This window comes from Paenibacillus tundrae (assembly GCF_030812775.1).
Classification (GTDB): domain Bacteria; phylum Bacillota; class Bacilli; order Paenibacillales; family Paenibacillaceae; genus Paenibacillus; species Paenibacillus tundrae_A.
In genome coordinates this window covers 1-14296 of sequence record NZ_JAUSTI010000002.1, presented here as the reverse complement: position 1 = coordinate 14296, position 14296 = coordinate 1, and the positions used below count along the sequence as shown (strand labels likewise).

The 14296-nt window shown below is 42.9% G+C and carries 12 protein-coding genes; 8 read left to right on the top strand and 4 right to left on the bottom strand.

Translation table 11 applies throughout. The features are described from left to right. Positions 1-21: 21 nt before the first annotated feature. The 3 genes from J2T19_RS03375 to J2T19_RS03365 all read left to right on the top strand — a co-directional run bounded on the left by J2T19_RS03375 (position 22) and on the right by J2T19_RS03365 (position 4342). Positions 22-1596, top strand: a complete 1575-nt coding sequence (locus J2T19_RS03375; protein ID WP_307213192.1) for an extracellular solute-binding protein — start codon at positions 22-24, stop codon at positions 1594-1596. Positions 1597-1695: 99 nt separating this feature from the next. Continuing rightward, positions 1696-3141 (top strand): glycosyl hydrolase family 28 protein, encoded by a 1446-nt coding sequence (locus J2T19_RS03370; protein WP_307213189.1) that lies wholly within the window; start codon positions 1696-1698, stop codon positions 3139-3141. A 43-nt stretch (positions 3142-3184) separates the two neighbouring features. Next, a complete protein-coding gene (locus J2T19_RS03365; RefSeq protein WP_307213188.1) occupies positions 3185-4342 on the top strand; it encodes a glycoside hydrolase family 88 protein in 1158 nt (385 codons plus the stop codon). A 184-nt stretch (positions 4343-4526) separates the two neighbouring features. On the opposite strand, the gene J2T19_RS03360 is transcribed toward J2T19_RS03365, so the two are convergent. Beyond that, positions 4527-5441 (bottom strand): LysR family transcriptional regulator, encoded by a 915-nt coding sequence (locus J2T19_RS03360; protein WP_307213186.1) that lies wholly within the window; start codon positions 5439-5441, stop codon positions 4527-4529. 430 nt (positions 5442-5871) lie between these two features. Between J2T19_RS03360 and J2T19_RS03355 the strand changes: the two genes are divergently transcribed. From J2T19_RS03355 to J2T19_RS03340, 4 genes are all read left to right on the top strand, one after another. Beyond that, entirely contained in the window at positions 5872-6666 is a 795-nt protein-coding gene (locus J2T19_RS03355) for an alpha/beta fold hydrolase (protein ID WP_307213184.1), read from the top strand. Between the two features lie 276 nt (positions 6667-6942). Then, positions 6943-7590, top strand: coding sequence for a histidine phosphatase family protein (locus J2T19_RS03350; RefSeq protein ID WP_307213182.1), 648 nt, complete (start codon positions 6943-6945; stop codon positions 7588-7590). A 421-nt stretch (positions 7591-8011) separates the two neighbouring features. Continuing rightward, positions 8012-9097, top strand: a complete 1086-nt coding sequence (locus J2T19_RS03345) for a beta galactosidase jelly roll domain-containing protein (protein ID WP_307213180.1) — start codon at positions 8012-8014, stop codon at positions 9095-9097. Next, positions 9094-10707 (top strand): DUF8487 domain-containing protein, encoded by a 1614-nt coding sequence (locus tag J2T19_RS03340; protein ID WP_307213178.1) that lies wholly within the window; start codon positions 9094-9096, stop codon positions 10705-10707. The genes J2T19_RS03345 and J2T19_RS03340 overlap by 4 nt, the downstream gene beginning before the upstream one ends. Before the next feature lie 77 nt (positions 10708-10784). Here the strand turns inward: J2T19_RS03340 and J2T19_RS03335 are convergent, their stop codons facing one another. Genes J2T19_RS03335 through J2T19_RS03325 form a run of 3 tightly spaced genes read right to left on the bottom strand, consistent with a single transcriptional unit; the run spans position 10785 to position 13292 of the window. Beyond that, positions 10785-11717 carry a metal ABC transporter substrate-binding protein gene (locus tag J2T19_RS03335; RefSeq protein ID WP_307213177.1) on the bottom strand — a complete coding sequence of 311 codons (933 nt, stop codon included), beginning with the start codon at positions 11715-11717 and terminating at the stop codon, positions 10785-10787. Next, on the bottom strand, positions 11714-12556 hold the full coding sequence (locus J2T19_RS03330) for a metal ABC transporter permease (protein ID WP_307213175.1): 843 nt from the start codon (positions 12554-12556) through the stop codon (positions 11714-11716). The genes J2T19_RS03335 and J2T19_RS03330 overlap by 4 nt, the downstream gene beginning before the upstream one ends. Continuing rightward, the gene (locus J2T19_RS03325; protein WP_370874808.1) at positions 12549-13292 is read right to left on the bottom strand and encodes a metal ABC transporter ATP-binding protein; all 744 of its coding nucleotides are present in this window, start codon (positions 13290-13292) and stop codon (positions 12549-12551) included. The genes J2T19_RS03330 and J2T19_RS03325 overlap by 8 nt, the downstream gene beginning before the upstream one ends. A gap of 297 nt (positions 13293-13589) precedes the next feature. Here J2T19_RS03325 and J2T19_RS03320 point away from each other — a divergent pair, with 297 nt between their 5' ends. Further along, positions 13590-14135: a hypothetical protein gene (locus J2T19_RS03320; RefSeq protein ID WP_307213171.1), complete on the top strand. Its 546-nt coding sequence runs from the start codon at positions 13590-13592 to the stop codon at positions 14133-14135. Positions 14136-14296 lie beyond the last annotated feature (161 nt).

Below are 14296 nucleotides of genomic sequence, written 5' to 3'. Positions count from 1 at the left end.
ATCACAAGGAGGAATTCAGAGATGAAACAAAAGAGATTATTAACCGGTATGCTAGGCATAGTGTTATCTGCTTCATTATTAGTAAGCGGTTGCAGTGGTGGAGGGAGTACCGACAACAGTACAGAAGAAGGTTCCGACAAGGGCACGGAGAAGCCGATAGAAATCTCAATCGCAAACAACTGGAATATCCCAAAAGCCGATAACAATTATGTTCAGAAGTTTTTGGAAGATAAATTTAATGTGAAGTTCAAGAATATCTCCTTCGAAACGGCTACCTGGAAAGAACAATTTAATGTCATGCTGGCGTCCGGCCAGATTCCAGACATTATTTCGGTAGATGGCACTGTAGGCGATGTGGTGCAATGGGCGGATCAAGGTATTCTTGCGAGTGTATCCCAAGAGGAAATTAAGCAATATATGCCTAAATACACGGCGGACGTGGAAAGTGTTGATCCGAATGCCTGGGATCCAGGGACGTACAACGGTAAGAACTGGGGAGTTCCCAAAGTATGGGGAGAAGGTGCAACAGGGTTTATTCCGGCCTACAACGGACAATGGCTCAAAGCTATTGGTTACAATGAACCGCCAAAGAATCTTGCCGAGCTTGAGGATGTGCTGACCAAATTCATGAATGACGACCCAGACGGTAACGGTAAAAAGGATACGTATGGCTTGACCGGACGAGGTAAGGATGCTCAGGCACAGCTGTTCAATACGGTGTTTGCAGCTTACGGAGTAGCTCCGTACCAGTTCAAGCTAGATGCGAATGGCAAAGTAACTTATGGCGCGATTACAGAGGAAGCTCGCAATGCACTGAAGCTCTTAAATAAATGGTATAAGGCGGGCATTATTGATCCCGAGTTCATCACCGATGGCAACAGCGAGATTCAAACCAAATTTGTCAGTCTGCGAACGGGCATCATCGAGACAGGAATGTGGCACCATCTGTATGATGATGGATATTTTGGGCTGATCTCCAAAGATAAAGGCATTGAGCTTGTTCCCGGTGTTCCGTTCGCTGGACCGGACGGCAAGAAGTATGCGATGGCTAACGGAGCCTTGCAGCCTCCATTGTTGTTTGGAGCACAGCTGGAGAAGGATGATGCCAAACGAATCAAGATTTTGCAAATTCTTGAGTATGTCACAACGGATACGGAAGGCTACTTAACGACGGTGTTTGGCGAAAAAGGAAACTCCTATAACCTGGAGGGCGAATTGGCAGTTGTTACGGAAGCCGCGGCGGGTACCGAGTTAATGAGTGAACTGGGTGCGGGTTTCTATAATCCATTCGGTGCCAAAGTAAGTTCCATGATGAAGCATCACTATTCTCCTGAGAAGCTGGCTTTTAAAGAGAAATTGACTAATGTTGAGGATGTTACAGTCCTGACTGATCTGATGCAGTCCACGGTTATGACGACAAAAGCCCAGTATGAGGCAATTTTAAATACATTGCAGGCTCAATATTATATTAAAGCAATCTCGGGTGAAGCCAATACGGACAAAGACTTTGATGATTTCCGGTCACAGTGGTTGAACTCGGGAGGACAGTCGGAACTGGATGAGGCTCAACAGATCTATGAGGAGCGCAATAGATAAAAGAACTTTTCAGAGATGAAGGCACGATCGTTAGCAGATGAACTGGGAATGGTGCTCGTCTGCTAACCTGCTCATCTCTAGGGTTAGAGGAGGACGTATATGCAGACTGTTAATACCGAAGTAGTGGTTTATCCAGCCCCGATTGGTGCCGTAGTTAACTCAGACTTCACTGTGAAAGTTCGTAAGCCGCACGGAGAATGGCATCCCTTGTCTAGCTACAATGTGAAGGTTGATATGCATGATGTCCGCAATGCATCGATGGTCACGTTCGATTGTAACGGGCCGGTAGAACTGCATATTGTGAAAAATGCAGGAACTGTTCAGGCGGCGGTTGTCCGCCCGATCTCAGCAGGCTTAAGCTGTGCGTTGGAAGCAGACCACATATCGCTTCATCTAGACGGTCCGCAGCAGCTATCCTTAGAAGTGGATGGAGACCGATTCCACAATCTTCATATTTTTGCTAATCCGCTGGAGCAAGATATCCCGCAAGTTTCGAATGAGGGTGTGCTGCTGCTAGCCCCGGGAATGCATCATTCGGCAGACATGCTGGAGACTTTGGCACGTGCGAGTTCAGAGGTGAGAACCAACGTGATCTATTTTCAACCCGGTATTCATCATTTCGATACATCTCGATTAGAGGTACCTTCCCATACAATCATCTATATCGCAGGTGGTGCAGTTATCTATGGAGGATTTATCTGTAACCGCGTGGAGGATGTGGTCATTCGAGGAAGGGGAATATTGTATATGTCTGATTTTGAGAAAACGACCTTTTATCGCGGGGTAGAAATCAATTATTCCCGAAATATATCCATTGAAGGCATAACATTCATCGACCCGCCACATTATACAGTCCTGATCGGGCAATCCGAAGCTATAGATATTTGTAACATCAAAACGTTCAGCACTCGAGGCTGGTCAGATGGCATTGACATGATGGCCTGTTCAGATGTGAACATTGATAATGTATTTCTGCGTACTTCGGATGACTGCATTGCAATCTATGCCTCTCGGGGCGAATATCAGGGAGATACCCGGCGAGTTCGAGTTAAACGTTCGATCTTATGGGCAGATGTGGCGCACCCAGCCAATATAGGTACACACGGTAACTATGAAGGAGACGGAGATGTAATTGAGGATATTGTACTCAGCGATATTGATATTCTAGAACATCACGAACCACAGCCGGACTACTGGGGATGTCTAGCGATCAATGCTGGAGATCATAACACGGTGCAGAACATACTGTATAAGAACATCCGTATTGAACCTTTCGAATTAGGCGAATTGTTCAATGTGAGAGTGCTACAAAATCCAAAATACAATCCCGCTCCCGGTAAACGGATCCGCAATGTTCTTTTCAAAAATATTGAGTATAACGGATGTTGTCTAAATCCTTCCCACATTGAGGGCTACGACAAAGCACGCAAGGTAGAGAATGTAAGATTTGAAAATGTGTTGGTGAATGGCGAACCTTTATGTAAAGACAAGGATCTTATAGTTGGAGCCCACGTCGCTAATGTTAAGGTCAACGATTATAAGTAGTATTTGGCTATATAGATATTAAACTGAAAGCAGGAGAATAGCCATGTTAACCATTGATAATTCAAATATTTGGCTTCAAGGAGTCGTTCAACGTATAATCGAAAAAATGGACTGGGTGAGTGAGAAATCGAAAGACAAAATTCCTTACACGACCATCAATGGAGTACATGATGACAGATCAGTCCAGAATCCAAGCGGGACACATGCTGACGGAATCAATTGGTGGACCAATGGGTTCTGGGGTGGTATGATGTGGCAAATGTATCATGTAACGGGTCAGGAGAAATACAAAGAGTATGCGAACCTCTCTGAAGATAAATTAGATGCCGGGCTGCAGCAGTATTACGGATTGCATCATGATGTGGGCTTTATGTGGCTGCCAACCAGTGTTACAAACTATAAGCTCACCCAAAATCCACAGTCCCGAAAACGAGCGCTACATGCAGCCAATCTTCTGGCAGGTCGCTATAATCTAGTAGGGGAATTTATACGAGCGTGGAACGACTTACCTGAAGAGGACAGTCGAGGTTGGGCGATTATTGATTGTATGTTTAATATTCCGCTCCTTTATTGGGCTACTGAAGAAACCGGGGATCCTCGTTTTATGCAGATTGCCCTGAAGCATGCAGATAACGTAATGAAAACCTTTGTACGTCCGGACGGATCGGTTCATCATATTGTTGAATTTGACCCGTTTAATGGGGAAGTTGTCAGAACGCATGGAGGACAAGGATATGAGGACGGCTCTTCTTGGTCCAGAGGTCAGACGTGGGGACTTTATGGTTTTATGATGAGCTATATTCGTACGGGCAAAGAGGAATACCTAAATACAGCAAAGCGTATTGCTCATTATTTTATCGCAAATATTCCAGATGATGGAATTATTCCTGTTGACTTTAGGCAGCCAAAAGAACCTGCATACGAAGACTCCACGGCCGCAGCGATTGCTGCTTGTGGACTCATTGAAATATCTAAGGCTGTCGGGCTGCATGAGAAGGCGCTCTATCTGAATGCTGCGATCAAACTCTTGAAGGTACTCGATGAGGCTCGTTCAGACTGGACGGAGAGCTGTGACTGCATCTTAGTGAATGGATCGGCGGCTTATCATGCGAAAGAACATCACCAGTCCATCATTTATGGAGATTATTTCTTTATTGAAGCGATCTTCAAATTAAAGGGAAAAGATCTGTATCTTTGGTAAGCAAACATCATGTGACATAGTATATGAAACGCTAGGGGCTGGATGCCAATCAAAAAAACCGTAGCATTGTGCCCGCCCATTCCTTCTGAAGGTATAGGCGGGTTTTGTTTTGATTAAGATTCATATTAAGGCAGGGCTAACTACTGGAATACATATTTCTAGTTTGGTAGTGCGACATTATATATCAGATTGATCCTATTGAAGTTTGATTAGAAAAATATTCGGTCAATGCGCGATAAAACACTTTGGAAGGTGTGTTCAATACATGTTTTTTGTGCCGGACGATGCCGTGAACGAAGGTGACTTGTCGAGGCAGGGGGAGCGAAATGACGCTGCCTTTTGCAAGTTCTTGAGCCATCATGATCTTAGGTACAAGAGCAACACCAAGTCCGCAAGTCACGACCTGCCGTACAAGTTCGGTACTTGCAAATCCAGTCGAACGGAATTCGGAGGGTAGACCCATTTCGCTTAACAGTTTGAGTCCTTCCGTATGATATACGCAGCGGGAACCGAAGCCGATCATCTGAATTCCCGAATTATTTTCCCATCCTTCGTTTTCGATCAAATGAGCCAGATTTCGGGAGGCGACGACGATCATTTCCTCTTCGATCAGCGGCTCAAAAATTAAATCGTCTTTTTTGGGATTCATCGGTACGATTCCAAAATCAATGACATGAGACTGAACCTGTTCGACAATATCCGCTTGAAATCCCGTTTCTAGTAGCAGATGGATTTCTTTATATTCCGTGAAAAAAGAATGCATAAAATTGGACATTCGCGTGACCAAAAATGATTCCAACGATCCCAAACGCAATGTGCCACGAGGATGATCCAGATTTTCTAATGCTTCTTCGAGTGAATGACCCAACTGTACAAATTTTCGGGCATAAAGCGCAAACTGTTCGCCCGCTTCAGTCAGTTTTACGCCACGGGGAAGTCGGTGAAATAGTTTTTGGTTGCAGCTTTGCTCCAATAACTGGATCTGTGAAGTAACCGTCGATTGCACATAGCCCAGCTTCTCTGCGGCACGGCTAAAATTCCCTTCTTCCAATACGGCCAAAAAAGTAAGCAACGACCGTCCTTCCAAGTTCTCCAACATGATTCTTCCTCCCAGGTATCGAAAAAACAAATGGATTCTATCATATCTTTTCGTTTTTAAAATGGATAAACCGATGATAACATGAAGAAGTTCTCAAGCCAACAATATCTTCAGGGAGGATCCATCGTGATGAGGAGAAGCGAATTTCGATTCATTTCTTATTCTCAGGGGATTCGAAACACGTCAAGAAATGCATAACGGTCGCTTGTATTGCTATATCCGTTCTCTTTTAGAACAATGTTTGCTGACAAGTGTGTGTAAAGGTTCTTGGGTTTACGGAAGAATGGGATTGCTCGACGGCATGGTCGCAACGAGCCGCAAAGCTCAAAGCTTTCATTACGGAGGTAGCCCAAATCATGGAATGCGACCACTTATGAAGTCTACCGTGACGATATAGAGTGGAATGCTTAACTATAAGGGGGAAATTATAATGTTGCATACAGCTAATGGTCATTATGTTGAGGTCGAGGAAAATGTCACTCTTTATGTAGAAGATGTTGGCGAAGGGAAGCCTGTTGTATTTGTACACGGTATGCCTGTCAATCATCGGATCTACGAGTACCAGCAATCGGTACTGCCTCAACATGGTATCCGTTTTATCGGAATCGATCTGCGAGGATACGGACGTTCCGACCACCCGCTGAACGGATACACTTATGATCGGATGGCAGACGATATTAAAGCAGTGATCGACCAGCTTAATCTTAATGACGTTACACTGGCCGGTTTTTCTATGGGCGGCGGCGTTGTAACTCGGTATATGGGCAGACATCGGGGATATAAAGTTTCCAAATTGATGCTTTTCGGAGCCGCGACGTTGAGTAAACTTCCAGAAGAAGCGGTACATGGATTGATCGCCGGACTTCAAGCCGATCGGCCACAAACGCTGACGAATATGTTTAAAGGGTTTTTCCACACGATGCCTTCCCAAGGGATAGAAAACTGGTTATGGCACATGGGGATGAAGGCGAACGTTCATGCGACGATCGAAACGGTAAAATCGATCGGCAGCGAGGATCTTCGCTCCGATCTTGAAGCCATCCGTGTCCCGACACTGATGCTGCATGGGGTTCACGATCAAGTGTGTCCATTCGTAGCCGCTGAACAAGCTCATGAAATCGTATCGACGTCAAAACTTATTCGTTTTGAAAACAGCGGACATGCCCCTTTCTATGAGGAAAAAGAAAAATTCAATCGAGAAGTTATTGAGTTTGTATTAGCCTAAAATAAAACGAATCTTTTTCGCAATTCTTTTTATCCATTTGGACTTGTCGGTTTTATGCGGCAGGTCCTTTTAGTTATCTATCGAATCTGTTTAGTAGAAACTTAAGTCTAAAACGGTAGGTATGTTTAAAGTACTAAGGTGAGATGATATAAAAGTAGCCATAACTATTTCATAAGAAAAAGGTGTTCGTATTGTTGGATCACTTCATCATCCTCTTTAGAAGTATACCGACAAATAAATAAACACTGTATAAGATTTCGTAATAAGGGGAGAGTAGTGAAAAAAAGGTGGAAGAAAATGTACCGTTTATTCACTATTGTGACGTGTTTTTTCCTCTTGTATGGAACAACTTGTCTTGCAATTGGAACAGAAATAACCGATTCTTCTCTTATAAATGATCTTCAAAAGGGAGGATACACACTTTACATCCGTCATGGAGATGCAACTGTAGGGGAAGATCAACAGAGTATTGATCTAACGGATTGCACAACACAAAGGAACCTGAGCGCTAAGGGCAAGGAAGAGGCTGAGAAGTATGGCATCGCAATTCGAAAACTAAACATTCCTGTCTATATTCCCGTCGAAGCGAGTCCACTATGTAGAACACTCCAAACGGCTCAGATTGCTTTTGGTGATCAAGCTGTAAAAGTAAATGATTTCTGGTTGGATATATATAAACTTAGTCAACATCCAACGAACGAAATTGTAGAGCGTACTCTTCAAGCATTTACAAAGCAAGTCGAACAAACGCCTCCAAACCAGTTTAACAGAGTCATTATAGCTCACTCCTTCCCACCAGGCATGGAGCTGGGACAGCTCTCCAATATGGAGACTGTGATTATAAAACCGCTCGGGAATGATAAAGGTTATAAGATGGTTGGAAAATTGACACTTGAAGATATGTTAAGGTTAGCTGGGATGTAAAAGAATTAAAAAACCAAGTCTTACCATCAAAAAGGTCGTTAGTATATAACGACCTATTAGTGCTGTATGAAAAGGCATAATCTATGAATGGGTTATGACTCAGCTTATTTTCATTTGATCAACTTCATCGATATCTAGGTTCACAATTACTCCTTTCTTTTCCAAATTTATTATGACTTGCTCCGCTTGCTCATTCAGAGGATTATTGCCCAGATCTACTTCGGTTAAATGAGGAATCGTTTCAAGCACAGTAATATTAAAAGCAAACAAAATACGATGTTTTCTGATTTTTAATAAGCGAATAATCTATGCGGGGAGCATCAATCGAGTTTATACTATAGCTATGATTTTCGAAAACGGTTTCTTTTGTCTTGTAAGCGATTACCCATATTGACGATATCATTTAAAAGGGGACATTATCATGATAGCTGCACTTAATCTGGAGGGAACCTGGAAACTCCAACTCGATGAACAAAAGGTAGAACGTGGTTTGAATTTTTCAGATGTTATAACATTGCCGAACACAACATCTCATGCGGGTAAGGGAAAGAAAAATGAAAATGTGTTAATCGGTGCACTGACAGATGAATATCTATTTGAGGGGTATGCATGGTTTTCACGAGAGATCGAAATCCCAGAGCACTTGGTTGACAAACGTTGCTTTTTACACCTGGAACGAACGAGAGTTACGACAGTCTGGATCGATGGCGTAGAATTAGGGACACAGAACAGTCTGAACACACCTCACCGTTACGAGATTCAGGCCGGGCTAACCGCTGGAACTCATACAATTACGATTCGAGTGGACAATACCGATTATCCAACCAAAGGGGGTCACCTTACGTCCGAGGACACACAGACAAATTGGAACGGAATTACAGGGAAATTAGAACTTCAATTTTTTGAGCGTGTTTTCCTCGATAATATTCAAGTCTATCCCGTCCTAGCCACTCGATCTTTTGAGATCAAGGCGTTGCTTGTCGGTGAACTGCAAGGCTTGAAAATTGTGGTATCTTCTGTTGCAGTCAGTGCAGATCCGGTGTTTACAACGGAGGAACAGATTTTCACCCCGGCTATGCAGGAGATTCAGCTGAGGTACAAGATTGGCGAAGATGCCATGTTATGGAGTGATGATGAACCTAATCTGTACAAACTTCATATTCACTTGCAGGATCAGAACGGTAATATACTAGATTCTAACCAAGTATGGACGGGACTACGGGAATTCCGGGCGGCTGGAGACAAATTCACCATTAATGGTCACAAAACGTTTCTTCGAGGCAAACATGATGGGCTGATCTTCCCACTAACAGGATACGCGCCAACAGATGTCGATGAATGGATACGCATTCTTGCTATCTCCAAATCTTATGGCATCAATCACTATCGTTTCCATACCTGTTGTCCTCCAGAGGCTGCTTTTATTGCAGCGGATCTGCTTGGTATCTACATGGAGCCTGAACTTCCTTTCTGGGGAACGAGCTTTGGGGAAGCAAGGACAAATTGAATTCGATCCTGAAGGAATACAAGGCATATGATCATCGCCATCTTTACACCGAAGGTTCCAATAACTTTCAGTTTGTGCCGGATATTCTGGAGGAAAGCGAATTTTTCTGCGGAGTACGTTTCTCCAAAGACCGCCTGTTCAGAGGATCGTATGCGATGTGTGATGCTCCGCTTGGTCATGTGCAGACCGATCTGCCTAACACGTTGAAAGATTATGATTCGAACATTGTACCGGTGCAAGCAAGCGATGCTGATTCTTCTGCTCAAACGCCGGAAAAAGAGATTCAGATTCAATATGGGACAGGCTCCAAAACGGTGCAGGCCGAAGCCGGAAGCGACCAACTTGTCTCACATGTACCGATCATCTCACATGAAATTGGACAGTACGCCACATTTCCTAACTTCCAAGAGATCCACAAGTATACGGGTTCTCTGAAAGCGAAGAACTTCGAAGTGTTTCAAGAGCGTTTGGAAGCTAAAGGGCTGGGACATTTGGCGGAAGACTACTTCAGAGCCTCCGGTAAACTCGCTGTTCAATGTTACAAGGAGGAACTGGAAGCCGCTTTTCGTTCGCAGCAACTAGCTGGGTTCCAACTGCTGGATCTCCAAGATTTCAGTGGGCAGGGTACAGCGCTAGTAGGTGTATTGGATGCATTCATGGATTCTAAGGGTATGATTACACCTGAGGAGTGGAGAACGTTTTGTTCCGATGCTGTGCTGCTAGCGAGATTCCCCAAATATAATTATCAAGCTGGTGAATTGTTCGAAGCACGTCTTGAACTAAGTTACTTCAGGAGACAAGCATTGGATGGATATCAACTGAAATGGGTACTTCAAAGCGAGCAAATCGAAGGTGGCATCCTTATGGGGGGTGAAGTTAATCTGCCAGCATTCCATGGAGAAAATGTTGTGAGTATCACGGATCTCCGTATTCCTATCCCTGAAGTCTCCGATATGACCCAAGTGCAAATGAGATTGTCTATTCCGGGTACAGATATTCATAAGTCTTATGACCTGTGGATTTACCCGAGCCAACAGGAAGTGGATCTAAGCAGTTTGAATCTATTTACCGAACTCTCGGAACAGGCGCTGGCGCTCCTAGAGCAAGGAGAAGATATTCTACTTTTCCCGAATCCTAAACAGATTCAACACGCGGTTCAAGGTTTCTACAGCACGGATTTTTGGTCTTATCCCATGTTCCGATCAATATCGGAACATATGAAAAGAGAAGTTCCCGTGGGTACAATGGGCTTGTTGATTCAAAAGGATCATCCCGTCTTCGAACATTTTGTCACAGAAGAGTATTCGACTTATCCATGGTGGAGCATCGTTTCCGCGTCGTCATCCATCATTCTGGATGAGCTAAAAAAAGACCTGCAACCAATTGTGCAGACCATTGATAATTTTGAACGAAATCATAAGCTCGGACTGTTGATGGAGTGTCAAGTACGGAATGGAAGAGTACTGATGGGGGCGATGAATCTAGATAGTCTAATGGCAACGCTGGAGGGAAGACAGTTGTTGTACAGTTTCCATCGTTATGTACAGAGTGCAGCATACCAGCCAGCTATACGTCTAGAAGTAGAGGAGCTTCGCCAGTTGCTTAACTAAGGTATCGGGAAAAAATATATCCAAACGAAAACATGTGAAAAAACGAGTCACCATAAGGTGGCTCGTTTTATTATTGATTATTGCGACAAACCTTCTGTGACTTTGTCGATGTTCCATTTTATCATCGTAATGTATGTGTCGCCATCTTCGCCTTTTTTGGCGAGGGAGTCTGTAAATATTTTGGAGTGAATAGGTGCTCCTGTTTCATTAGAAACGGTTTCCATCGTTTTAGGGTTAACGCTCGTTTCAACAAACAGAGCTGGAATTCGATTTGTTTTAATAATATCGATAATCCGGTTCATTTGTTCAGGAGTACCTTGGTTATCTGTATTGATCTCCCAGATATAGGCTGCCTCAAAACCGTAAGCCTTGGAAAAGTACTTGAATGCACCTTCACTCGTAACTAAAATCCGCTTTTCTGCAGGCACTTTCGCGATTTGATCTTTGGCGTATTGATCAGCTTCTTCTAATTTGGCAACGTAGGCCGCTTGATTATCCAAGTAGTATTGCTTGTTATCTGGATCTTTCTCTATAATTTGCTTTGTAATGACATCTACATACTTAATTCCATTTTGAATATCAAGCCAAGCATGTGGATCTTCCTGCGTTTCTTTTCCTTTTTCACTAAGATACATTGGTGTCACTTCTTCAGATACGACGAACGCTGCATTTGTTTTGTTGGTAACCTTCAGCAGATCCTGGAACCAACCTTTGCCGGTTTCTAGATTAAGTCCGTTATAGAATACCAGGTCGGCCTGAGAGACTTCTTTTGTATCCTGTGGCAATGGGTCATACATGTGCGGATCTGTTCCGATTGGAACCATACTGTATACGTCCGCTTTGTCGCCTGCCACATTCTCGACCATATCTGCAATTACAGAATATGTGGCTACAATCTTTAGTTTTTCATCTGGAGTAGTTGATGCCTCCGTACTATTGGACTTCGTTTCAGAGCATGCAGACAACACGATCATTAGAGCAAGAAGAACGCCGATTACTTGTTTTTTCATTGTGTTCTTAATCCTTTCTTAAAGAAATTGTTTTTGGGAGATAGAATAAATGAAATCGCAAATCCAGTCATGCCGACAAGGACAATCGTTGCACTCGTCGGTAAATTAAATTCAAAACTAAGTATGACACCGATTACTCCGGATAACGCACCGTATACGGATGCGAGCACAATCATGTGAACTAGCTTATTGGTCCACAGATACGAGGTAGCTGCCGGAATAACGAGCATTGCGATGACTAGGACAATACCTACCTGTGAAAGAGAAGACACTGTGACGATTGATAACAGGAGCATCAGTAAGTAATGATAGAAATTTATATTTAATCCATTTGCTTTTGATACAATCGGGTCAAACGAGCTAATGAGCAGTTCCTTGTAAAAGAGTGATACAACACCGATAACAACTAACATGATGATGAAGGATTGTGTTAACTCGGATTGCGGGACGGCCAAGATATTACCGAATAGAATGTGTGTTAAGTCGAGACCACTCTTGGCAAACGTGATGAGAACAATCCCTAATGCGAAGAATGAACTTAAAATAATACCGATGGACGTATCGCTTTTTATGGTACTGCGGTTGGTTATGAATTGGATGAGAATTGCTGCGAGCAAACCAAACAATGAAGCACCCACCAACATGTTAATGCCTAAAATATACGAGATGGCAACTCCCGGAAGTACAGCGTGTGACAATGCGTCACCCATCAGAGACATTTTTCGAAGCACGATGAAGCTACCAAGAACACCCGAAACAATCCCCAAAATAATCGCTGACAATCCAGCGTTCAGTGCATACACCGGGATATCAAGCCATGTTGACAACAGATCAATCATTCTGAACATCTCCCAATCCTCGAATTTGAATCGTGCCCAGTGACGTACCATAAGCTGATTGTATGTTTTCCGTAGTAAAGGTACTGGACACATCTCCAAAAGCAATCAATTTTTTGTTGAGAATGATGACCTTGTCAAAATACTCTTCAACCTCATGTAAGTCATGGTGAACGATCAATATGGTTTTTCCTTGCTCCCGAAGTTGTTTCAGAAGATTTACAATAATTTTTTCGCTTACAAGGTCAATGCCGACAAACGGCTCATCTAGGAAGAAAATATCTGCCTGCTGGGCGAGTGCCCTTGCGATAAATACCCTCTGAAGCTGCCCCCCCGATAAATTACTGATTTGTTTATTCGCTAAGTCTGAGATGTCTACCAATTCCATACAGTGATCCACGTATGCTTTTTCTTTTTTTTCAGGTCTGCGGAACAGTTTCAATTTGGGGTATGTTCCAGTCAGAACAGTATCCCTAACTGTAATGGGAAAAGTTAAGTCCACTTCACTTTTTTGAGGTACGTACGCGATATTTTTTCTCTCTTGAGTAAGTGCTGTTCCGTTAACTCGAACGATCCCTGTACGTTTTTTGATAACACCAAGCAAGGATTTAATAAATGTTGATTTCCCCGCACCATTAGGTCCAATGATACCAATGGTATATCCTAGCGGAATATCCATCTCTATATTTTGAAGTGCTGGATTACCGAAGTAATCCACATTAAGCTGACTAATTTGTATCATTGGTTCTCGCCCCTTCATATATCGCCTATAGCAAACTCTATTTCCTTAGTGTAAAAAATATTCCGATGCGCTAATTTGTTTCCTTTGGGAAACTTTGTTTTCCTAATCAATATATGATTGTGTTAGGCATTTGTCAACAGTAAAAATACATTTACAATAAAAAAAGAAGAATAGATATCGGAGAGCCATCATTTATTCAAGAAGCGGAAAGTTGAGAAATAGAAGGAGAAAGAGATCGACACGAAGAAATGTGTAGGGTGATTCGCAAATTAAAGCATAACTAAGGGGGAGCGAATGAATAAAAAGTGGATTGTTATGATCGTGATCCTAATTATAGGAGCGAGTACTTTTGAATATATATCATTAACCACGAACAGCACAATGGTCAAAACTAAGGAGGCGCAAGCTCCTTCAGAAAAAACAAAAGATTCGATGGACTACAACGCCATAGGAGATCTTTCCAAAACCCTTTCTTATAAACGCCTGTTAGCAGCTGCAGATGAATGGTATGTTGCTCCACATGGGCCAATTAATCCAGATGATGCTGGTAAGGTTGCTGACAATGAATTCCCTGAAATTCAGCCGCAATCTTTAACTGAATTATTGGTTGAAATGGCTGCAATGTATCGAGGGGAGACACCGTTTACGCAGGCACGTATCGTTTCTTTTACGTATTTTTCTAGTATTGAGCCGATATCAAGTGAGATTAAAAAATACGGATTATTGCCAATTCCAGACATAAGCGACGCAGATAACCAGGATGTTCGTGTAGCGGATATAGAAAATGCATATACAAGTTTCAAAGCATATGTGAATAACGTCAAGGGTACTAAATCATGAGACTAATAGGGTGATGAAAACGAATCGTATTGGCAGACAACGACAAATTCCTAGTGAAGTCACTATTAAACTGTACCCTATGTAAAGGACATTTCTAAAAAAGACCTACATGGCTTGAAGAAGGTGATCTCTGTATTCTACAGGGGTCATCCTTTTTAAGT